Source organism: Saccharibacter sp. 17.LH.SD (genome assembly GCF_009834805.1).
In the GTDB taxonomy this organism is placed as follows: domain Bacteria; phylum Pseudomonadota; class Alphaproteobacteria; order Acetobacterales; family Acetobacteraceae; genus Saccharibacter.
Map to the genome: position 1 here is coordinate 368,090 of NZ_WVHO01000011.1, position 20,607 is coordinate 388,696.

At 49.6% G+C, this 20,607-nt stretch carries 20 protein-coding genes and 1 tRNA gene; 12 read left to right on the plus strand and 9 right to left on the minus strand.

What is annotated here, in order from left to right; translation table 11 throughout:
* Positions 1 to 147: 147 nt before the first annotated feature.
* The 3 genes from GS501_RS08375 (at position 148) to GS501_RS08385 (ending at position 4,486) form a co-directional block, all read left to right on the plus strand.
* Positions 148 to 1,467 carry an anthranilate synthase component I family protein gene (locus tag GS501_RS08375; protein WP_160831399.1) on the plus strand — a complete coding sequence of 440 codons (1,320 nt, stop codon included), beginning with the start codon at positions 148 to 150 and terminating at the stop codon, positions 1,465 to 1,467.
* The gene (locus tag GS501_RS08380) at positions 1,422 to 2,282 is read left to right on the plus strand and encodes an aminotransferase class IV (RefSeq protein WP_160831400.1); all 861 of its coding nucleotides are present in this window, start codon (positions 1,422 to 1,424) and stop codon (positions 2,280 to 2,282) included. The genes GS501_RS08375 and GS501_RS08380 overlap by 46 nt, the downstream gene beginning before the upstream one ends.
* Before the next feature lie 68 nt (positions 2,283 to 2,350).
* A complete protein-coding gene (locus tag GS501_RS08385; protein ID WP_160831401.1) occupies positions 2,351 to 4,486 on the plus strand; it encodes a S9 family peptidase in 2,136 nt (711 codons plus the stop codon).
* On the opposite strand, the gene GS501_RS08390 is transcribed toward GS501_RS08385, so the two are convergent.
* On the minus strand, positions 4,480 to 4,911 hold the full coding sequence (locus tag GS501_RS08390) for a hypothetical protein (RefSeq protein WP_237442482.1): 432 nt from the start codon (positions 4,909 to 4,911) through the stop codon (positions 4,480 to 4,482). The two genes, GS501_RS08385 and GS501_RS08390, sit on opposite strands and share 7 nt — an antisense overlap.
* Before the next feature lie 184 nt (positions 4,912 to 5,095).
* On the opposite strand from GS501_RS08390, the gene ykgO reads away from it, so the two are divergent.
* Both ykgO and GS501_RS08400 read left to right on the plus strand, forming a co-directional pair.
* Complete coding sequence (ykgO, locus tag GS501_RS08395; protein WP_099026480.1) at positions 5,096 to 5,221, plus strand: type B 50S ribosomal protein L36; 126 nt, start codon at positions 5,096 to 5,098, stop codon at positions 5,219 to 5,221.
* Between the two features lie 8 nt (positions 5,222 to 5,229).
* Positions 5,230 to 5,937, plus strand: a complete 708-nt coding sequence (locus tag GS501_RS08400; RefSeq protein ID WP_160831402.1) for a hypothetical protein — start codon at positions 5,230 to 5,232, stop codon at positions 5,935 to 5,937.
* Positions 5,938 to 5,940: 3 nt separating this feature from the next.
* Here GS501_RS08400 and GS501_RS08405 read toward each other — a convergent pair whose 3' ends face one another.
* Positions 5,941 to 8,193: a primosomal protein N' gene (locus GS501_RS08405; RefSeq protein WP_160831403.1), complete on the minus strand. Its 2,253-nt coding sequence runs from the start codon at positions 8,191 to 8,193 to the stop codon at positions 5,941 to 5,943.
* A gap of 33 nt (positions 8,194 to 8,226) precedes the next feature.
* On the opposite strand from GS501_RS08405, the gene GS501_RS08410 reads away from it, so the two are divergent.
* Positions 8,227 to 9,237, plus strand: coding sequence for a tyrosine recombinase XerC (locus GS501_RS08410; protein WP_160831404.1), 1,011 nt, complete (start codon positions 8,227 to 8,229; stop codon positions 9,235 to 9,237).
* Positions 9,234 to 10,160: a retroviral-like aspartic protease family protein gene (locus GS501_RS08415; RefSeq protein ID WP_160831405.1), complete on the plus strand. Its 927-nt coding sequence runs from the start codon at positions 9,234 to 9,236 to the stop codon at positions 10,158 to 10,160. Before GS501_RS08410 ends, GS501_RS08415 begins: the two co-directional genes overlap by 4 nt.
* Positions 10,161 to 10,173: 13 nt before the next feature.
* On the opposite strand, the gene GS501_RS08420 is transcribed toward GS501_RS08415, so the two are convergent.
* Together GS501_RS08420 and GS501_RS08425 are read right to left on the minus strand one after the other, a co-directional pair.
* On the minus strand, positions 10,174 to 10,812 hold the full coding sequence (locus tag GS501_RS08420; RefSeq protein ID WP_160831406.1) for an ankyrin repeat domain-containing protein: 639 nt from the start codon (positions 10,810 to 10,812) through the stop codon (positions 10,174 to 10,176).
* Between the two features lie 158 nt (positions 10,813 to 10,970).
* Positions 10,971 to 12,563: a catalase gene (locus tag GS501_RS08425; protein WP_160831407.1), complete on the minus strand. Its 1,593-nt coding sequence runs from the start codon at positions 12,561 to 12,563 to the stop codon at positions 10,971 to 10,973.
* A 476-nt stretch (positions 12,564 to 13,039) separates the two neighbouring features.
* Between GS501_RS08425 and GS501_RS08430 the strand changes: the two genes are divergently transcribed.
* The 4 genes from GS501_RS08430 (at position 13,040) to GS501_RS08445 (ending at position 15,231) form a co-directional block, all read left to right on the plus strand.
* Positions 13,040 to 13,116, plus strand: a tRNA-Asp gene (locus GS501_RS08430).
* Between the two features lie 185 nt (positions 13,117 to 13,301).
* Complete coding sequence (gene queE, locus GS501_RS08435) at positions 13,302 to 13,943, plus strand: 7-carboxy-7-deazaguanine synthase (RefSeq protein WP_160831408.1); 642 nt, start codon at positions 13,302 to 13,304, stop codon at positions 13,941 to 13,943.
* Positions 13,940 to 14,671 carry a 7-cyano-7-deazaguanine synthase QueC gene (gene queC / locus GS501_RS08440; protein ID WP_160831409.1) on the plus strand — a complete coding sequence of 244 codons (732 nt, stop codon included), beginning with the start codon at positions 13,940 to 13,942 and terminating at the stop codon, positions 14,669 to 14,671. Before queE ends, queC begins: the two co-directional genes overlap by 4 nt.
* A complete protein-coding gene (locus tag GS501_RS08445; protein WP_160831410.1) occupies positions 14,668 to 15,231 on the plus strand; it encodes a 6-carboxytetrahydropterin synthase in 564 nt (187 codons plus the stop codon). Before queC ends, GS501_RS08445 begins: the two co-directional genes overlap by 4 nt.
* 35 nt (positions 15,232 to 15,266) lie before the next feature.
* Here GS501_RS08445 and GS501_RS08450 read toward each other — a convergent pair whose 3' ends face one another.
* Complete coding sequence (locus tag GS501_RS08450) at positions 15,267 to 16,430, minus strand: mechanosensitive ion channel family protein (protein WP_160831411.1); 1,164 nt, start codon at positions 16,428 to 16,430, stop codon at positions 15,267 to 15,269.
* Positions 16,431 to 16,714: 284 nt separating this feature from the next.
* On the opposite strand from GS501_RS08450, the gene pdxH reads away from it, so the two are divergent.
* Positions 16,715 to 17,347 carry a pyridoxamine 5'-phosphate oxidase gene (pdxH, locus tag GS501_RS08455; protein ID WP_160831412.1) on the plus strand — a complete coding sequence of 211 codons (633 nt, stop codon included), beginning with the start codon at positions 16,715 to 16,717 and terminating at the stop codon, positions 17,345 to 17,347.
* Positions 17,348 to 17,372: 25 nt separating this feature from the next.
* Here the strand turns inward: pdxH and folE are convergent, their stop codons facing one another.
* From folE to GS501_RS08475, 4 genes are read right to left on the minus strand one after another with little or no spacing between them, the layout of a single operon-like run.
* Positions 17,373 to 18,002, minus strand: coding sequence for a GTP cyclohydrolase I FolE (gene folE, locus GS501_RS08460; protein ID WP_160831470.1), 630 nt, complete (start codon positions 18,000 to 18,002; stop codon positions 17,373 to 17,375).
* 42 nt (positions 18,003 to 18,044) lie between these two features.
* A complete protein-coding gene (gene folK, locus GS501_RS08465; RefSeq protein WP_160831413.1) occupies positions 18,045 to 18,902 on the minus strand; it encodes a 2-amino-4-hydroxy-6-hydroxymethyldihydropteridine diphosphokinase in 858 nt (285 codons plus the stop codon).
* The gene (folP, locus tag GS501_RS08470; protein ID WP_160831414.1) at positions 18,899 to 19,720 is read right to left on the minus strand and encodes a dihydropteroate synthase; all 822 of its coding nucleotides are present in this window, start codon (positions 19,718 to 19,720) and stop codon (positions 18,899 to 18,901) included. Before folP ends, folK begins: the two co-directional genes overlap by 4 nt.
* A complete protein-coding gene (locus GS501_RS08475) occupies positions 19,720 to 20,484 on the minus strand; it encodes a DsbA family protein (protein ID WP_370517973.1) in 765 nt (254 codons plus the stop codon). Before GS501_RS08475 ends, folP begins: the two co-directional genes overlap by 1 nt.
* Positions 20,485 to 20,607: the final 123 nt, after the last annotated feature.

The window sequence follows — 20,607 nt, forward strand, 5'->3', positions numbered from 1 at the left end:
CCACTCTTAAGTGCCAGTGAAGGCTTCCTGCCAAAATACAGCGTTACCTCCCTTCTCTAAACCTGCTAATCTTACTCCAGGGACTGCCAGATAGTGCAGTATCCTGTGCCATACTGTCATTATTAAGATCGTTCTCATTCATCGCCCATGCACGCTTCTTCTGATTCCTTCTGCGTAGAACTTTCCTGGCATCCACCAGAATATTTATTCACCCTGTGTCATGGACAGCCCCATAGTGTGTTCCTCGATAGCGGCGGGGACCCTCAACAGGATCGTCACCGCTGGAGCATGCTCTGCCCACACCCGACGGACGCACTTACCATCCGAGGGGATAACCCCTCCCTTTACTGGTCTCAACTCCGTCACTTCTGGCAAAAAAACGCCCCTGCACTTCCCTCACACGCAAAGCTCCCCTTTATGGGGGGAATCATCGCTGTCGCAAGTTATGAAGCCGGACTTGCTTGCGAGGGCATCCGCTCCCGTCATATCCCACCAATTTCCCCCATCACGGCTTTGGCATGTCGTAATTTTTTTATGATAGACCGGCGTGACAAACGCCTATGGTGGATCAGCCCTGATGGCACTCCACCCCCCAAACTTCCGGACAGCGCAGCCCAATCAACAAACATTCCATCCCTCTCATGCCATCCAGACTTTGATGAACATGCATGGAATACCGCTATTCGCGATGTGCGACATTACATCCAGCAAGGCGATATTTTTCAGGCTAATTTAACCATGCGTTGGCACGCACCTCGCTCCGAAAACCTTGATGTGCATGCCCTCTACACACGCCTCCGACATCAATGCCCTGCGCCCTTTGGGGCATGGTTTCACACACCGTCTTTTAGTCTTCTCAGTGCCTCCGTTGAGCGTTTTCTCAGCCTTTCATCACAAGGCCTTATTGAAACACGCCCTATCAAAGGCACGATCGGCGTATCCACGGACGCAGAACGCAATATCGCCTTACAAAAAACTCTTGCACACGATGAAAAAGAGCGTGCCGAAAACATCATGATCACAGATTTAATGCGTCATGACATTGGGCGTGTCTCTCAACTCGGCTCCGTTCATGTTCCTCAACTTTGCACCGTGGAACGCTTTGCACATGTTCATCATCTCGTCTCAAGCGTGCAAGGCCAACTAAAGCCAGGCCTTGACGCATTGGACCTTTTAGCTGCGACCCTTCCCCCAGGCTCAGTAACGGGAGCGCCAAAGCATCGCGCTTTAGAGATCATTGATGAAATCGAAATATCTGCCCGTGGTGCCTATTGTGGTACGCTGTTCCGATTAGGGTGGGATGGAAGCCTTGATAGTTCCGTCATTATTCGCAGTATCAGTGCGACCTCATCAACTCTTTCCATTGGTGCAGGAGGCGGCATCACATGGCCTTCAGACGCTGCACGTGAATATCAAGAAATGTGCCTCAAGGCCGCTCCTCTCTTGGAAGTGCTGAATCCTTCATGAACCAAGCGGCCTTCATTTCGTTTAACGGAACACTTTACCCGGAAAACCAACCCTGTCTTCCCACAACAGACCGCGGCTTTCTATTTGGCGATGGCCTTTTTGAAACCATGCGTGTGTCTCAAGGAACCGTCCCACTCCTTGAGCGTCATTATCAACGTTTCACTCACGGATGCCAGGTTCTGCGGTCGCCTCTTCCTGATTTTGATATATTGCACGATGCCATTAAGGCCATTCTAGAAGCCAACCATTTACAAGAGGGCTCTCTGAGGCTGAGTTTCAGCCGAGGCCCTGGCCCACGTGGGCTCTCCTTACCGCCGCATCCCTCTCCCTCTTTACTCCTCACGACCGCACCTATCCCACAATCTCATCCCACACCGATCCGTCTTGCGCTGAGCCATCAGCATCGCCGTGATGAACGCTCCATTTTATGCCGCGTTAAATCCCTCAACGCTCTTCCGGCTATTCTCGCACGCATGGACGCGCAAGAACGCGGGGCAGACGATGCGCTCATGCTGAACTACAAAGGAACAATTGCTGAAGCAAGTTCGGCTACTTTCCTCACATATTGGAAAGGTTCCTATCTTACCCCCCCTCTTGAAGATGGCGCCTTGCCCGGTGTTTCACGCGCTCGCCTCCTTGAGAAAGGCCTATGCTATGAACACACGCTTGCGCCAGACATGATACAAAATGTCGAAGGAGCATGGCTCATCACAGCCTTAAGCGTTACTCCAATAGCTTCCATCGATACGTACCCCATCCCCCTTAGGACCGATATGACGGAAACATTACGCGACATTCTCTATGGGGCACCCTGAGAAGAAACCACGTTACTCTCATTTCTCTTCTCCATTGACGCCCAGCCACAAACCCCCACATTGGTGGAATGACAACAAAACATATTTCCCCTCGCCCTAAAGCCCCCGTGGCTCGCCGTAACCCTATCGTTCTTGAGCAGCTTGGTCGTGTTCGCCAAGATAATTATGCTTGGATGAAAGACGATAATTGGCAGAGTGTTCTACGTGACCCTTCTGTGCTGCGTGGGGATATCCGCACCCACTTAGAGGCCGAGAATCACTACGCTGAGGCCATCTTAAAAAATACAGAAACCCTACAAAAAACATTATTCGATGAGATGGTTGGGCGTATTCCCCCCGCTGAAGAATCCGTTCCGCTTCCTGATGGGCCGTGGCTTTACGCCCTCCGATTCGAGAAAGACGCGCAATATCCCCTACACACGCGTCGCCCACGCGACGGTGGCGATGAAGAAATCATTTTAGACGTCAACGAACTTGCCAAACAACATAGCTACTTCAGCCTAGCCCAAGCAGCTCACAGCGATGACCATAAATTTTATGTCTATGCTGAAGACGTACAAGGATCAGAGGTCTACCGCATTCAGGTCAAAGACCTTGAGACAGGCAAGCTTTGTGCTCCCCCCGTAGAAAGCACAACAGGAAGCTTTACCCTATCACCGGATAGCCAATGGCTTTTCTGGGTTTATCGCGATGAATTTGGGCGTCCATCACGTATTTACCGCCGTCCTTTACGCGGGGGAGAAGATACGCTCGTCTTTGATGAAACCGACCCCGGCTTCTTTATCAGCATCGGCGTCAGTGCCTCACGTCAGTGGATTATCATTGAGCGCGGAGACCATGATACGAATGAGACTCTTCTCATTCCAGCCCATGCACCCACAACACAGCCCGTCGTGGCCGCTCCTCTCGTTCGCGGAGAACGCTACAGCCTGACGCACTGGAATGATCACTTCATCATCCTCACCAATCACGATGGCGCTACAGATTTCAAACTCATGATAACGCCCGATACCGCAACAGGACGTGACCATTGGCGTAGCTTCCTCCCCCACCAAGAAGGCCATTTTATCCTTAATATCAGCGCTGGGCGTGATTATCTTGTATGGAGTGAACGCCAGAACGGAAATGAGCATCTCTACGTTCTGCCACGCCACGCCGCCTCTGCAGCCTCCATCCGAGCAGAAGCACACCATATCAGCATGGATGAAGACGCGTATGACCTAAGCCTGCTCGGCATTTTGGAATATGATCGCCCCGTGCTGCGCTATGTCTATCAATCCCCCACGACGCCAGCCCACTGGTATGACTACAATATGGAGACGGGAGAGAAAAAACTCCGCAAGGTACGTGACGTCCCTTCTGGGCATAATCCCAGCGCCTATGAAACACGCCGCCTCTTTGCAACAGCACCTGATGGACAGGAAATTCCCATTACTGTGCTCATGCGTAAAGGAACATCCCTTAATGGATCAAACCCTATGCTTCTGTATGGCTATGGGTCTTACGGGATTTCAATGGAAGCAAGTTTTTCCACAACAGCGCTAAGCTTAGTCGATCGCGGCTGGATCTACGCCATCGCCCATATCCGAGGCGGCTCTGAAAAAGGCTGGAGTTGGTTCCTTGATGGACGTGGTAAAAACAAAACCAACAGTTTTACCGACTATATTGCCTCAGCACGTCACCTTATTGCAGAGGGATATAGCGCACCACGGCGCATCGTGGCCCATGGCGGCTCTGCCGGTGGCTTGCTGATGGGCGCTGTTGCCAATATGGCACCTGAGCTTTTTGCAGGGATCGCAGCGCAAGTGCCTTTCGTTGATATGCTCAACACGATGTCGGACACAACACTCCCCCTCACACCACCTGAATGGCCAGAATGGGGTAATCCCCTCACAGACCCAGAGGCCTATGACCTCATTGCAAGCTACTCACCCTATGACAATATTCGCGCCGTAACATACCCCCCAATTCTCGCCATGGGGGGCCTCTCAGACCCACGCGTCACATACTGGGAGCCTGCCAAATGGATCGCCCGTTTGCGCGAAGAAGCAAAGGGTGGCCCTTTCCTATGCCGTATTAACATGGAAGCGGGCCATGGTGGGTCTTCTGGGCGCTTTGCACGTTTAAAGGAAGTCGCTCTCGTACAAGCCTTTGCACTTTGGTGCATAGAGCGGGTTGAAAATCTCAGTACATCTGCTCACTGAGCGTCATCTGACGAATCATGGGGAAGAGCCGCACATAGTTTTGCCAACCCGGCATCTTGTCCGGCCTTCTCCCTGCAAAGGGTTTGAGCATCAGCGCCGCACATCGTAACGACATCCTCCATATCGGAGGATAGTACGTCGCGCACGAGGGCGATATCAGGATCGTCCTCATTATTTTCGATGCCTTCAAGCTGTTTTTGAGCTTTATGCATAGCCCCCACCGCGTTCAAGCAAGAATCACTCGCAGCATCTGGAACGTGGCGCAACACAGCTAAGACTCGATTCACACCGACTCCCTGGACATTGACCATCGGATCGTCATCATCTGTCCTTGCCTCTTCGGCCGAAGCATGACCCACAAAAAAAGCCACAGCCAGCAGTGATATGCCCCAAGAACGAAGAAGAATAAGCTTAAAACGCATCATGAACGGCAGAATACGCTGAGAAATACATCAGAGAAAAGAGGTAGTTGACGTTGTTTTCTTGACTCATAGGAAGAAAACACGTTATCCGGGCACCAATTTAGCGGGCGTACCAGCCCAGCAACCAGTTCTGGGTCCGGTGTTTAAAGCGTCGGGCCCACCGTTTTTGTCGGGAGCCCGAAGAGTCATGAAGATCCGTAACAGCCTGAAGTCTGCTAAAATTCGTGACAAGAACTGTCGCGTTGTACGTCGTCGTGGACGTGTTTATGTTATCAATAAACAAAACCCACGCATGAAAGCGCGTCAGGGCTAAGTCAGCCAATGCGCCGGTGCCTTTCCTTTCTGAATGAACGGCGACAGCATGCACGCGCATTGCAACGATCTATTATTGATCGTTCGGCCTCTGCTCTCTCGGCAGAGGCCTCTAGACGTTCTTTTTTCTCTCTAAATAGAGTGTTTCTTCTGGCCATTTCTATTTCTGTGCCAGGAGCTTGTGCCGCACCATCACCTGCTCAACAGCATAATGCGGCACAACCAAAACTTTCTCCACGTGAACGCCTTATAAAGGCGGAGCAGGCTCTTCAGACTGCTCCGGATGATCAAGAAGCGCAACGTCGCTGGGATTACGCTGAAACCCTACGCCAATATACGCTTAAGAGCGGTACACGCCTCATGTTGAATGATGCGCTTGATCAGGTAGAAAAGGGAAACCTGCAAGAGGCTGATCACACGCTCTCATCAGCCTTGAGTCTCGAATCTGGAAACGCTCTGCTTTTGCGGCAACGTGCTGCAGTTCGTCTTTTAGGTGATGATCCTACCGGCGCCGTCCAGGACATTGGGGAAAGTTTGCAAACAGACCCTGATGATCCAACATCATGGCTGCTCCTTGCTAAGGCACAAGAAGCACTTCATCATAACGATCTATCCCTTCATGCCTTTGAAGAAGCGATCAAATGCGCTCCTCGTTTCCCGCATAAAGACGAGCAATTAACGCATTATCGGCAACTCGCTCACGGCAAAAGCGATTAAGCTTTACATAAAAGACACAGGGTCTATATCGACGTCCACCTTAATGCCATTTGTGGGTTTGGCCTGCGCTAACCAATGACGCAGCAAAGGTTGAACCGCGATCCCGCGCCGCGTCCGCAAAAGCAAGCGAAAACGATAACGCCCCCGCAAAAGCGCTAATGGCGCTGGAGCAGGGCCTAGAACCTGTACTCCCTCTTGTTGAGGGGCTTTCAGCGCGATGTGACGCGCAAATTGTTCCGCCTGGCTCTCATGTTGAGCACTTACAATCACAGCTGCTAAACGACCGTAAGGTGGCCAGAAGCCGGGGCGACGCTGTTCCGCCTCTTGCTCCATGAATGTTTGAAAATCATTGTCTAATAATGCCTGCATGACGGGATGTTCACTGACATATGTTTGCAACATCACACGTCCTGGTCGCTCACCACGCCCTGCGCGCCCGGCCACTTGATGCAATAATTGCATTGTACGCTCAGCCGCACGCAGGTCTCCTCCACCCAAACCAAGATCGGCATCAACAACACCAACAAGCGTCAATTGAGGAAAATGCCACCCCTTAGCAACCACTTGCGTACCAATGATTAAATTGACATCTCCTTGAGAAATCTGCCGAACTGCCTCCGCCATCGCTATAGGCGAGGTCAAGGTATCAGAAGCCATACTTAACAAACGCGCTTCTGGAAAACGTGCCCGCGCCTCTTCTTCAATACGCTCTACTCCCGGACCTATCGGGACGAGACTATGCTCTGCCCCACATTCAGGACACGCGGACTTCAAAGGCTCCACACGTTCACAATGATGGCACGCAAAGACATGGCGCTTACGATGCTCTACCATCCATGCAGAACAATTGGGGCAGCGAACCCGATGACCACAAGCGCGACATAATGTCAGTGGTGCATATCCTCGGCGATTTAAAAACAACATCGCCTGCTCACCCTCTGCGAGGGTTTTATCCACAGCTTCACATAGAAGAGGGGACAAAAACAGCCCACGCTCAGGGCCATTATGACGCATATCAATCAATGATGTTGCAGGAAGTTGCGCACCACCATGTCGTGATTCCAAACGCTCATGCCGATAACGCCCCTGTTCAACATTCGCCATCGTTTCCATTGATGGCGTCGCGGAAACAAGAATAACCGCAGCATCAACAAGGCGAGCTCGCACAATGGCCATATCTCGGCCATGATACATCACCCCTTCTTCCTGCTTATACGTGCTCTCATGCTCTTCATCGACCACGACCAAACCGAGATTCGTAAAAGGCAAAAAAAGCGCTGAGCGTGCACCGACCACAACACGTGCTTCGCCTGATTCAACAGCACACCATGTTTCACGCCGCGTTTTCTGACCTAAATCAGAATGCCAAACAGCGGGCTCTGCTCCAAAACGCGCCGCAAAGCGTGTTGTCCATTGCGCTGTAAGAACAATTTCTGGAAGTAAAACGAGTACCTGCTGCCCTTGCCTCAAACATGCAGCAATCGCCTCAAAATAAACCTCCGTTTTCCCAGATCCCGTTACCCCTTCAAGAAGCGTTACCTCAAAACACTTCGTCTCCACCGAATGCACTAACGCAGCAGCAACATTAGCTTGTATGTCTGACAAAAGTGGAGGCGCATAATCAGGCTGAGGCGATTGTAAAAAAGCGGACTTCGCAACAGAACATTCTTCCAAAAGCCCCGCTTGCACTAATCCACGAACAACCCCTGCACTAACACCACTACGCTCGCTCAATTCTGCTGTCGTATAGGCCACCTCTGTAGAGGCACTCTCTAAAACAGCCTGCCGAGACGGCGTTAAACGAAAGGTCCCTGGGACAACTGTATCTGGATGCTTAACCCAACCTATGATCGGCTTAATCCCTCCCGAAGCTGGCACACGCAACGCAATCGCCAACACCATTCCAGGAGCACTCAAACTATAAGCAGCAACCCAATCAACAAAATGACGTAAACTCTCCGGCAAAGGAGGAATATGCGGTACAATCCCATCAATATAACGTAATCGATGCAGCGGTAATCCGCTCCTCTTCTGAGGAATACGCAGTCCCGAAGGAAGAGACGGAGACACCTCCCCCCAAACACATCCTACAATTTCTCTTTTCCCCAGCGTCACATGGACAAGCGTACCGGGATGAAGAGGTATTTCAGACCGATAATCTAAAGGACCCGCAAAAGGACGTGGAACCAGAACAGACACGCGTAAGCCCTGGTCTTTTTCTTCTTTCTGCGGCACTGTATCAGACGCTTTGACCATATGGTTGTGTAACTCTTTCGGTCAGAAAATACTATGAACCCTACACCCACAGCGGTAAGAACAGCGCAAGACGCTCTTGAAACATGGCTGGATTGGCTCCGCTATGAAAAGCGTGCATCGTCTCGTACCGTGACAGCCTATCAACATGACGTTGCACAAGCCCTTGGATTCTTTACCCACCATATAGGCGGCGACCTTGCTTTGTCCGGGCTTGAGAAACTTACTCTAGCTGACTTCCGAGCATGGTTAGCTCATGAAACAGCGAAAGCGGAAGCCCGTGCTCAACATCAGCGCCAACTTACAAACAGAGAAGGACAAGCCCGCACCCAAGCACGCCGCATCTCAGCACTTCGTTCCTTTTTTACGTTCCTACGCCGTAATTATAAAATTGATAATACAGCACTGTCTCTTTTGCGGAACCCACGCCTGAAGCCGCGCCTACCCCGCCCTCTTGCGCAACCCGACGCAAAGCAAGCGCCCCATTCTATTGCCGAACAAAACCAATCGCTTACCTTTGCTTATCGTGATGAGGCACTCTTTATATTGCTTTACGGTGCGGGCCTTCGCATCAGCGAAGCACTCAGCCTCACCGTTCGTGACATCATACAGGCGCAAGATGACGTCATCATCATCCGAGGTAAAGGGAATAAGGAACGTATTGTCCCCCTGCTATCCATTGTTAAAAAATCTCTCACACAATGGCTTCAAACCCATCCCGCGCCCCATTTAGAGGCCCCACTTTTTTGTGGTGTGCGTGGCGGCCCCCTCAATCCGGGCGTTGCCCAACGGGCCATGCGGCAATGGCGACGTCTGCAAGGCCTCCCTGAATCAATAACACCTCATGCTCTACGTCACTCTTTTGCAACGCATCTCATGCAAAATGGTGCTGACCTTCGTGTTATTCAGGAGCTCTTAGGTCATGCAAGCCTTTCAACCACCCAGGTCTATACACTTGCCGATGAACAACATCTTATGAATGTCTGGCGAAAAGCACACCCTCGTTCTGGCCACACCGACACTACAGAGAATCACTCCTCATCATGAACCCTCTTTTAGCCACAACGCTTTTTTGCATCATACCGTTGCTCATCACCCCGTTGAGCTGGGCCTCATCATCCTGCCATATGGAAAAGGCCGCTGTACTGCCACTCCGTGAAACGGGCTATACGTTAAGTATCCCAACACGCCTAGAGGGAGCCCCTCTTTCTCTTATGATCGACACAGGATCAGAGGGAAGTCTCCTTACGCCCGAAGCTCTTGTGAAATTTAAACTCGCCACAATTCCGGGGCATAACACGCTCATTGCAGGCCCTGATGGGCATCCACACCTCGTTCCTATTGCTCTTGTTCAAACGTTAAAGCTTGGACCAATCCATTTTAGCAATGTTCCTTTCCCCCTGGGAACATTACCAAAATTCCCAAATATTAACCCACCATTGCTCGGTATTATCGGGATGAATCTCCTTGGCGGGTATGATCTTGATATTGACCTTCCCCGACACACCCTCACCTTATGGGACGTGCAGATACATTCCCTTATGTGCCAACAACCCCCAGCATGGCGCCACCTGTGGCTTAATCTCCCTGCGCAACGCCACCATGGACGCTTTATCGTCCCCTTCTCCCTTGATGGACATGCTGGGAAAGCTCTAATCGATAGTGGATCACGCTCTCATGTTATCAGTAGAACATTTGTCCATATGCTTGGGATTACAGATGAGCAACTCACCCATGACCCTGGTGGAGAAATCACAGGCCTCATAGGGAACGAACACCAATATCGCTGGCATCGCTTCCACCATCTCGAAATTGGGACGGAAAGCTGGCCCGCTCCAACGCTCACAGTAGCAACTCTACACGAACAAGCCGACATGCTCCTCGGCGCAGAATGGTTTCAGACACATCATATATGGCTTTCTGCCGCAACCGGCCATGTATTCGTACAAGGGGCCGTAACAACCCCTTAAACGATAACTACCTTCAATGATGAGAAGCCTTATATTTTTTTGTCGCATCTTCCAGGAGATCAACCATCGCTGAATTCCCTTGGGCCTCTGCTAAAGAAATGGCTGTGGCCCCACTGGAATCCTCCAATGTTGGATCAGCTCCCAACTCCAACAATGTTTTCACGGTATCTGTACGCCCAAAAAGAGACGCCATCATCAACGCTGTTTGGTGAACATCGTTCTGTGTGTTGACAGGGCAACCTGCTTGGGAAAGACGCCTTACAATCTCACTCTCTCCCTTAAACGCCGCCCCCATCAGGGCCGTATTCCCTTTTTTATCTTTCCCGCAAGGCTCTGCCCCATGGCTGATCAACATATTTACCGTATCAAGATGATTGTAATATGTTGCCAGAATGAGCGGCGTATCGCCCTTGCTGTCACGCAAGTTGGGATCCACACCGTGGGCAATCAGGCCTTCCAACACATCGGAACGTCCTGCCCGCGCAGCAGCAAATGAAATTTCAACAACCTTATCATGTGACAAACGCATTTCATGCGGCGCAGAAGCTTTTGAAGCTTCATCAGATTGATCGGCCGCCCATAGTGGCGTTGTCGACATCATTCCGGTAGCAAATAAAACAAAAGCCCCAAACAGGGCATCTCTACGCTTCATAACGGTATCCCCCGATAAGAACTCACTAAGCCACATGAACTCATCAATGACAAAAAAATTCATATAGCTCAGAGAGTCCTGGCATCTAACAATCAGATGCCAGGGGTCCTCTCCCCAATGCATTTACAATGCACAGGGGAGAAGAAGTTTACTCAATGTTAGTTGACTGTCACTTTAGCAGCAGCTGCCTTGACTTCATCAAGACTTACATTCACAGCCTTCGCCAAGCGAGAACCGTAATCTGCATCCGCTTTATAGAAGTAAGATACTTCGCGAACGCGTGTTTCATGACTCTTCACCATACCCAGGTCAGAAGCCAGGTTCTTAATCAACTCGCTACGCTCATAAGGCGTATAGCTGCGATAGAGCTGACCTACCTGAGCAAAGTTATCTGTTGGGCTCACAGCTTTCTTGCTCACTAACCCAGAAGCCTCATAACGGCTCAGAGCATATTTGCTGTCAGCTGGCGCCTCATCATGAATCTGACCGTGACCAAGATTGGTCTCATCCGTTGTTGCACCTGGATCATTATAGCGGCTTGTAGGCTGCCAGTTAACATGACCCATACGTGGACGGATGCTCATGACACCATCCTGATGATCATTATGGATATCAACCAATGGACGGTTGATCGGCAGATCCTGATAGTTCACGCCAATACGATAGCGCTGCGTATCTGCGTAGGAGAAGAGACGACCCTGCAACATACGGTCTGGAGAAGGTTCAATACCTGGAACCATCACGCCTGGAGCAAATGCAGCCTGCTCAACCTGCTGGAAGAAGTTGTCCGGAGCTTTGTTCAGAACCATTGTTCCGATTTTCTGCTCAGGAACACCAATCCATTCCTTCGTATCATCAAAAGCGTCATATGGCAGGTCTGCAGCCTCTTTAGGCGTCAGCACCTGAACATAAAGATCCCACTTAGGGAAGTTACCTTCCGCTAGGTTCTTATACAGGTCACGCGTTGCGTAATCTGGATCTGCTGCATGCTGCTCTTCCAGCGTCATGCCCTTTACGCCCTGCTGAGAACGCCAATGGAACTTCACGAAGTGAGTTTCACCCTTTGCGTTCACCAAACGGAATGCATGCACGCCCTGACCATCCATATGACGGTAGTCAACTGGCATACCAAACTTATCAGAATAGAGATAAGTTAGAACATGAGCAGACTCAGGAGAGTTCGAGAAGAAGTCGAACTGGTTGTTTGGATCCTGAATATTGGTCATAGGATCTGGCTTATTCGCATGCACGAAGTCTGGGAACTTAATGGCATCACGAATAAAGAAGACCGGGAAGTTAATCCCTACAAGATCCCAGTTACCTTGATCTGTGTAGAACTTCGTTGCGAAACCACGTGGGTCACGCGCAGCTTCCGGAGAGCCACGGAACTTCATAACTGTTGAGAAACGAACAGTAACCGGGGTCTTCTTGCCAACCTGGCTAAACAGCGACGCCTTTGTGATATCGCTGAAATCCTTGGTCGCTGTGAAATAACCCATAGCGCCAACACCACGCGCATGCACAACGCGCTCGGGGATACGCTCACGGTCAAAATGAGCCAATTTCTCGATAAGAGCAAAGTCTTCTAGAACGACTGGACCATCTTTACCAACGGTCTTAGAATTTTGGTTATCAACAGTCGGTGCGCCAGAATCTTGCGTCATCAACGGTGGGTGCCCCATCATGGGAGCAGCCAAAGCTGAGGACATCATCAGCGGCAACGAGAAAAGTCCCAAAAGGCCCTTCTTCATGGTCATTATCTCCAGTCAAATCCACACATAATATGGTATGCCGCCGATATACAAAATCATCCGATATATAAGAAACCAAATTTTCCTATATCAAGCCAAAGTGAATCCTATACTTCACCAAGGAAATATCCCTACTCAATTTAGGGTATCTCTCTGCTTTTACGGTAGACCGTGGTTTCTATCACCGATCTGACATACCGACGCTTCCAAAAACAAGTATAGTGTTCTGTTCGAAAAATTCCAGTCATCACATAACAAAAAGAATTATATACTCAAAAATCACCTTTTTGATTTCAATCAAATAACCTCGACAGGACACTCTTCTGTCACAGCACGAGCATTCCACCTCTCCAACAAGAAAAATGTTTTTTTTTGATAATCTCTCTTGCCAGAATAATCATCCGCTGATAGAAAACCGCTCATCCCAGACACGGGATGTCTTTTGGTTCCAATCGGAACAGAAAGAAATATTAGCTGCGGGTGTAGCTCAGTTGGTTAGAGCGCCGGCCTGTCACGCCGGAGGTCGCGGGTTCGAGCCCCGTCACTCGCGCCACTTCCTTTGTCTCAAAGGTAAGTGACGCTAAAAAGATCTCCCTTGAAAAATTGATCTAATCTCTTTTGATACAACGGTCATATATTCCGTTGTATCGAAGCATGGAGACGTATTTTATCTGCCATTGGCTGATAAATTGCAAAAAAGCCTTGCATCCTTGTCTGCTCTCGTTGACATGTCTGGCTATGTCTTATGCCGTGAAGGAAATGTTTGCCACCCTCCAAGGGGAAGGCGCGCAAAGTGGACGTGCAGCAATTTTCTGCCGTTTCACAGGATGCAATCTATGGTCGGGGCGCGAACAAGACCGTGCCCAAGCGCATTGTACATTTTGTGATACTGACTTTATCGGGACCAATGGCCCTGGTGGAGGGCGATTTGCAACCCCCGAAGATCTGGCTTCAGCATTGCAGTCTCATTGGCAACAAGCCACAAAACACGATCAACACCGTTATGTTGTGTTCACGGGAGGAGAGCCTCTCCTACAACTCGATTCGTCCCTTATAAAAGCCGTTAAAGCACTTGGTTTTACAATTGCCGTAGAAACCAATGGCACTCTTCCCGCGCCTCCTGGAATTGACTGGATTTGCGTGAGCCCCAAACCAGGTATGAAAATTGTACAAACACATGGAGATGAACTTAAGCTTGTTTATCCTCAACAAAAGCTCCCCCCCTCTCTCTTCACATCAATGGACTTTACTCATTTCTGGTTGCAGCCACTCGACGATGCTGAACAGTTGAAACATACCCAGCAAGCCGTTCATTATTGCCAATCTCATCCACAATGGCGCCTAAGCCTCCAAACTCATAAATTGATCGGAATCCCATGAACGCGTCTCTTGCGTCCACTGCCTCCACTCAAAACCGTGCTTTGGTCCTGTTTTCCGGTGGGCAGGATTCGGCATCATGTCTCGCATGGGCGCTTGCACGCTTCGATCACGTCGAAACGGTTGGTTTTAACTATGGCCAACGTCACGTCGTAGAATTGGAGTGCCGCGACGCGCTACGCCAACAACTCACCAACCTTAATCCCCTCTGGGAAAAACGCTTAGGTGATGATCATACAATTGATCTTTCGAGCTTAGGGGCGCTTTCCGATACAGCTCTCACCCGAGAAGGCGAAATTACCATTAATGAAAACGGTCTTCCCAACACGTTTGTACCAGGGCGAAATCTCATTTTTTTGACTTTTGCGGCGGCATTGAGTTTCCGCCGCGGAATAAAACATATCGTTACAGGCGTATGCGAAACCGACTATTCAGGTTATCCAGATTGCCGCGATGACACCATCAAAGCACTGCAAGTCGCTCTTAATTTGGGCATGGAGCAACGCTTTGTACTGCACACGCCCCTTATGTGGATTGATAAAGCACAAACCTGGCAGCTCTGCCATGACATTGGCGGAACAGAGCTCGTTGAGACTATAAAACGCGAAAGCCACTCTTGCTACAATGGAGATCGCCAGCACATTCACGCATGGGGTGCGGGCTGCGGTTCTTGTCCAGCCTGCCAGCTCCGCGCAGAAGGCTGGAAGCGTTATCAGGAACATTTATCATGACAGATATGGCTCAAACGGAATTAGTTTTCACGCGTCGTTACAGCATGGGACATCGTCTTATTTCCGGTGCGAGCGAGCGTTGTGCAATTCCTCATGGCCACAATGAATATGTAACCGTTACGCTCGGAGCAGGCCCCAATAATCCGCACCAACGTTTAGACGGATACGCCAACATGCTCCTCCCCTTTGCCGAAGCAAAAGGACGGTGGCATCGCTTTATTGATGATCATGTCGATCATTGCCTACAACTTTCCGAGCATGACCCTTTACTTCGCTGGTTCGCCGATAATGAACCTCAACGACTCAAAAGAATTATCGTTACTCCTGGTGACCCAACAACCGAAATGCTCGCAGCACTCCTACTTGCAAAGCTTAGTGCCTTTTTACACGTTCAAGGAGACGTCCTTTCACCTCTTATGATCGAAATTAAGGAAACCCCTACAAATACTGTGAGATTACGCGGAAACCCCCAGCACTATTTACCCACTTCAGAGGCCCCGCTTACATCTCATTGGTGGAACCGCGCTGACAATACCATCAACGACTTGTCCACCCCTTAAACTCATCTCCCCGATATCCTGACAGGCAGATCACCCTACACCCCGTCAGGAGATTTTCCCTGCGGGCCGAAAAGATCTTTGGGAAGGATCCCTTTAGACGGAGCATCTTCCACCAAGGCTGTGCGTCCTCTTGGGAGAGCTTCGGGTATTTCTTCTTGAATACGCCCCAACATACGCTCCCGAACATCGCAGCACATATCCCACATCCGATCAGAATTTGCAGCACCAGCAACGATACGCACAGCAATGCCATCAGCCCCACTATCGGTTACCTGAAAGCTCAGGGAGGACTTTTGCTGATCCCAATCTGGGCATTTAGCAATCTCTTCCATAAACATGGCCCGTATTTTTTTCACAGGAGCACGGTAATCAAGCTTCAAAAAGACCGTCCCTAAAAGAGAAGGCGAGCTATGAGTCCAGTTCTGGAAGGGTGTTTCTAGAAAATATGAAATCGGAACAATGTAGCGACGACGATCCCATGTTCTTAACACAACATATGTTGCGTTGATTTCTTCCACATACGCCCAATCACCATAGAGAATAATCATATCTTCCATACGGATTGGCTGCGTTATCGCAATCTGAATACCTGATATTAAATTCGTTAACGCTGGACGAGCAGACAGACCCACAATCAACGAGGCAGCTCCCGCTGAAGCAAACAGCGACACCCCGAATTTTTGCACCGCATCAAATGTCATTAACGCACTGGCAACCGTCAAAACACCAAAAGAAATCTCTAACAAACGCCGCAAGATCCGTATTTGTGTTTTATGTGAACGCGCCGTGATATCATCAACATTTTCTTTTGAATCAATCCGTGACAAATACTTATCTGTTACAACCTGAAAGATAAGTATAATGGAGAATCCTGTGTTGATAATAAACAAACAAATAAATAAATGAAATAAAAATTGCTTTGTATCGTAAGAAAAACTCGTACCAGGGAGAACAGCAAGCGCTGCTATAATCATCAAAAAAGAACGTATATTAAATCGCAAACGTTTTACAATAGCATTAATCCACCTCAAACGATTTAATACCGGTAATTTTGGTAATGTATTTATAATAAATTTACTAAAAAGCTGAGCGATCCATGCTGCAAGAACCATAATGATGGTAGAAGAAACAGGCGCAGGCAACCATGCCAAATGACCTGTGAGTTTCGAAACTTGGTCTGTTGCATAATTTTGCGTCATATCAATAAAACCTCACAGTCTCCGGCCTAAGGCAATGGCCTTTTTATCTTTTATACGCATCATGATTAGGCTACGATCGCTCCACTTAGCACATAATCAACTATTCCTATGGCTCATTACAGCCTGACACTTCATGCCCCAACCATTTAACGTCCCCTCTCTATGCCTATACACAGCTCATTACACACAGCGTTCTTATTCGAACTCTTCTATAAAAGAGATTAAGGTGCTTTCTTACATCAATATCAAGGCGATCATAGGGCCAAATAAACAAAGGTAAGCTTATGACTTCCGATCTCGACCCCTCTTTCCATGAAGATCAACCTGCCATCACGGGCGATAACCCTTTCCACCTCTTCAAGGAATGGATGGAGCTTGCCAGCAAAAAAGAACCTAACGATCCCAATGCTATGGCGTTAGCAACGACAGGCCATGATGATATGCCTGATATACGCATGGTCTTACTGAAAGATTTCAGCGAAAAAGGTTTTGTTTTTTACACAAATAGTGAGTCCGCAAAGGGACGCGAACTAGAAGAAAACATGAAAGCAGCCTTGCTCTTTCACTGGAAATCTTTACGACGCCAAATTCGCATTCGCGGCACTGTTTCGAAGCTTCCTGCAGAGGATGCCGATGCCTATTTTGCTTCTCGCCCACGCCAGAGCCGCATAGGGGCCTGGGCCAGTCAACAATCCCGCCCCGTTGAAAGCCGTAAAGCCCTGTGGAAGATTGTCACTATGAAGGCTGCTCAGTTCGGTACAGGCTCAGTTCCACGCCCTCCATATTGGAACGGTTATCGTGTTGACCCTTGCTCAATAGAGTTTTGGATGGACAAACCTTTTCGCCTGCATGATCGCCTTCTTTTCCAACGCGAGACGCCACATGGGAACTGGACAACAACGCGTCTTTTCCCATGAGTAAAAGACCAGCCTTCCCATAAGGCTAGGCTCCACGCATCAGACCAAGAATTTCTTGCCTCGCTTGAAAATCTTCTGCCCACAAACCGTGAACACCTGTCGTGATTGTCGTGGAGCCGGGCGTGCGCACACCGCGCAATGTCATGCACATATGCTCAGCCTCTAAAACCACAAGCACAGCGCGAGGCGCTAAAGCATCCACCATCCCCTGCACAATTTGATCTGTCAGGCGCTCTTGCAGCTGTGGGCGCCGTGCATAGCCCTCTACCAGACGCGCCAGCTTACTCAACCCTGTCAAACGGCCACCATCCGGCAAATACGCCACATGAGCGCGCCCAATCACCGGTAATAAATGATGTTCGCACATAGACTGAAAACGAATATCTTTTACCAACACCACACCATTGTGATGGTCTGCACTAAATTGTTTATGTAGATGTTCACGTGGGTCTTCATACAAACCAGCGAAGACCTCTAAATACATCTTCGCAACACGTTCGGGTGTGTCCTGCAGCCCCTCCCGATTGGGGTCTTCGCCAACGGCTACTAAAATGTCCCTGACACTACGCGCGATACGTTCACCTGCATCCTGTGGATGTGTAATCGCTCCAGCGTGCCCCTCTGGGGTCGCTTTTTCTTCCTGATGCCGCGGCATGTCACGACGCTCGTTGGCTGACATAACTCCCCTTTTTCCTTCTCACGACATACGCCGCGTAACATCTCCCGGCGCTCGTTGCAGACGTGCTAGCGCGTCATCCACGCGACGTCCAGAAATCTTCATCTCTGGGGCAAGCTCAGCAAGAGGTTCCAAAACAAAAGCACGCTCAAACAAATGACGATGCGGCAGCTTTAAAACTGAATTATCAATCTCACAATCGTCATAAAAAAGGAGGTCTATATCAACAGCCCGTTCCCCCCAACGACGCCCCGGTATCCGTCCAAGCTCATACTCAATATGTTTGCACACATTCAAAAGCTCTTGAGGCGCTAAAACAGTTTTCCCAACAGCGCATAAGTTTATAAAAGAAGCCTGGTCTTCTACGCCCCATGGCGCCGTATCATAGAGGGATGATACCTGCTCGATCCCCACCCCCTCATGTCGCGCGAGGGCGTTTACCGCCGCATGCAGGCAGGCTTCACGCTCTCCACTATTAGACCCCACTGAAAAGCCAATTCGGTGCTGACGCTTTACAACTACCTCAGCGCTTGTCTCACTCACCGCATAAGGCAACGGCACAGAGGGCTTCCTAACCTCAACGCGCACTTCCTCAACCTTTGGAAAACGCTCCAAAATTGTCCTGGCGATACGATCAGCAACCGTTTCAATCAGAGCAATAGCAGGGCCCGTCACAATCTCATGAGCAACATCGCTCAATTGACCGTAGCACACAGCGTGCTCATAATTATCGCCCTCCATAGCTGCCGTTAAATCAGCAGCAACCTCAAGAGACACAATAAAACGCTGCCCAAGACGATTTTCCTCTGGCAAAACGCCATGGTAACCGAACAAGCATAAGTCACGCACTCGAACCCGTGTCAAAGAGGCAGAAATCACCTTGTCTCTCTCATCAACGCTTCAACGCGCAGCACATCTCGGTGCGCTTGCACATCATGCACGCGCCACAGGGCCGCTCCTTGTCGCGCTCCATATAAATTGGCCGCTAATGTAGCTGGGAGACGCTCTCCCGTCTCACGCCCCAGAAAATACCCGAAGAGAGATTTACGTGAAAGCCCCAACAACACAGGGAGATGATAATAATTCCGCAAACGACCTAAGTTTTGAACAGCCCAAAGACTCTGCTGAGGTGTTTTCCCAAAACCAACACCTGGATCGAACACAATACGTTCACGATGGATCCCCGCTTTCTCTGCCAAAGATAAAGAATGATCAAAGAAACGGCGCCAATCTGCCCAAAGATCTAATGTTGGATTAATATCATCGCGATTATGCATAACCACGACCAATGATTCCGAATCCGCCACGGTCGCAGCCATCTCTTTATCAGCTTGCAACCCCCAGACATCGTTGATAACCGCCACGCCCTCAGCCAATGCAGACCGAGCAACAGATGCCTTCATGGTATCGACCGATAAAGGAATATTTTTATTCCGTAATGCCATAATAACAGGGGCAAGACGACGCCACTCTTCTTCTGCTGAAACAGGCGTAAAACCAGGACGCGTTGACTCCGCGCCTAAATCAAGCAAATCAGCCCCTCCATCATACAAATGAGAAGCCTGCTTAATGGCGTTCTCCGATGTGAAAAACTTCCCACCATCTGAAAACGAGTCAGGAGTCACATTCACAATCCCCATGATGAGAGGATCGCGATCACCTCGGTCGGCCGCTTGGATGGCTGACAAAAGCTCCATTAATGTTTCCCTTGCGTCGCTTTTAACAAGCGATCCATCTGGTCTGCATCCATGGCGCCAGGCACAACCGCAGCTTGCCCGAAAACAAAAGTTGGCGTCCCATCCAGTCCAATCGTCTGAGCTTGGACAAGGTTAGACTTTATCATCTCAACCACAGCAGGGCTGCTCATATCCTTCATAAAACGCCCAACATCCATCCCCTGCTGACGCGCTATCTCTTTCAAATGTCCATCATCTGGCTTTGCTGCATCTTGCATCAATGCCCTACGCATTGAATCGTAATGTCCCTGGAAAGCGGCCGCATAAATCGCGCGTGTATCCACGACACTCGCCGCCCCCAATACAGGCACCACTTTTTCAACAAGTCTCACATCAGAATGGCGTTTCAGAAAATCATCCACGATCGGTGCCATACGACGACAATACCCACATCGTGGATCAAGAAATTCTACAATCGTCACCGCACCTTGAGGATTGCCACGCACCGCATAACGAGGCGCTGTCGAAATCGTCGACCAATTTGCCCGCACATTCGCCAGATTCTGTGCTTGCTGATGCTCCGCACTTTTTTGACGCAACGACTGCATTGCATCAATCAAAATCGTGGGATCATCCTTCAAAGCTTGACGTACCACCTCCACGATGGCTTTGCGTTGCTCAGCATTAAATACATGTAACGATATCTCTTGGGCCTGTACCTCACCCATCATGCACGAAAAACTCGCCACAGCCATCAAAATGGAGGACTTTACTCGGAACGTCACATCTTTACTCCGTTACAACAAACCAGGTCTTTAGATACCCAACAAAGCCGCTTCATAGCTGAACGTCAAATCTTCCTTCCCTCTCCCATGATACAATATTTGACGCTATGATCTTTTCACGAC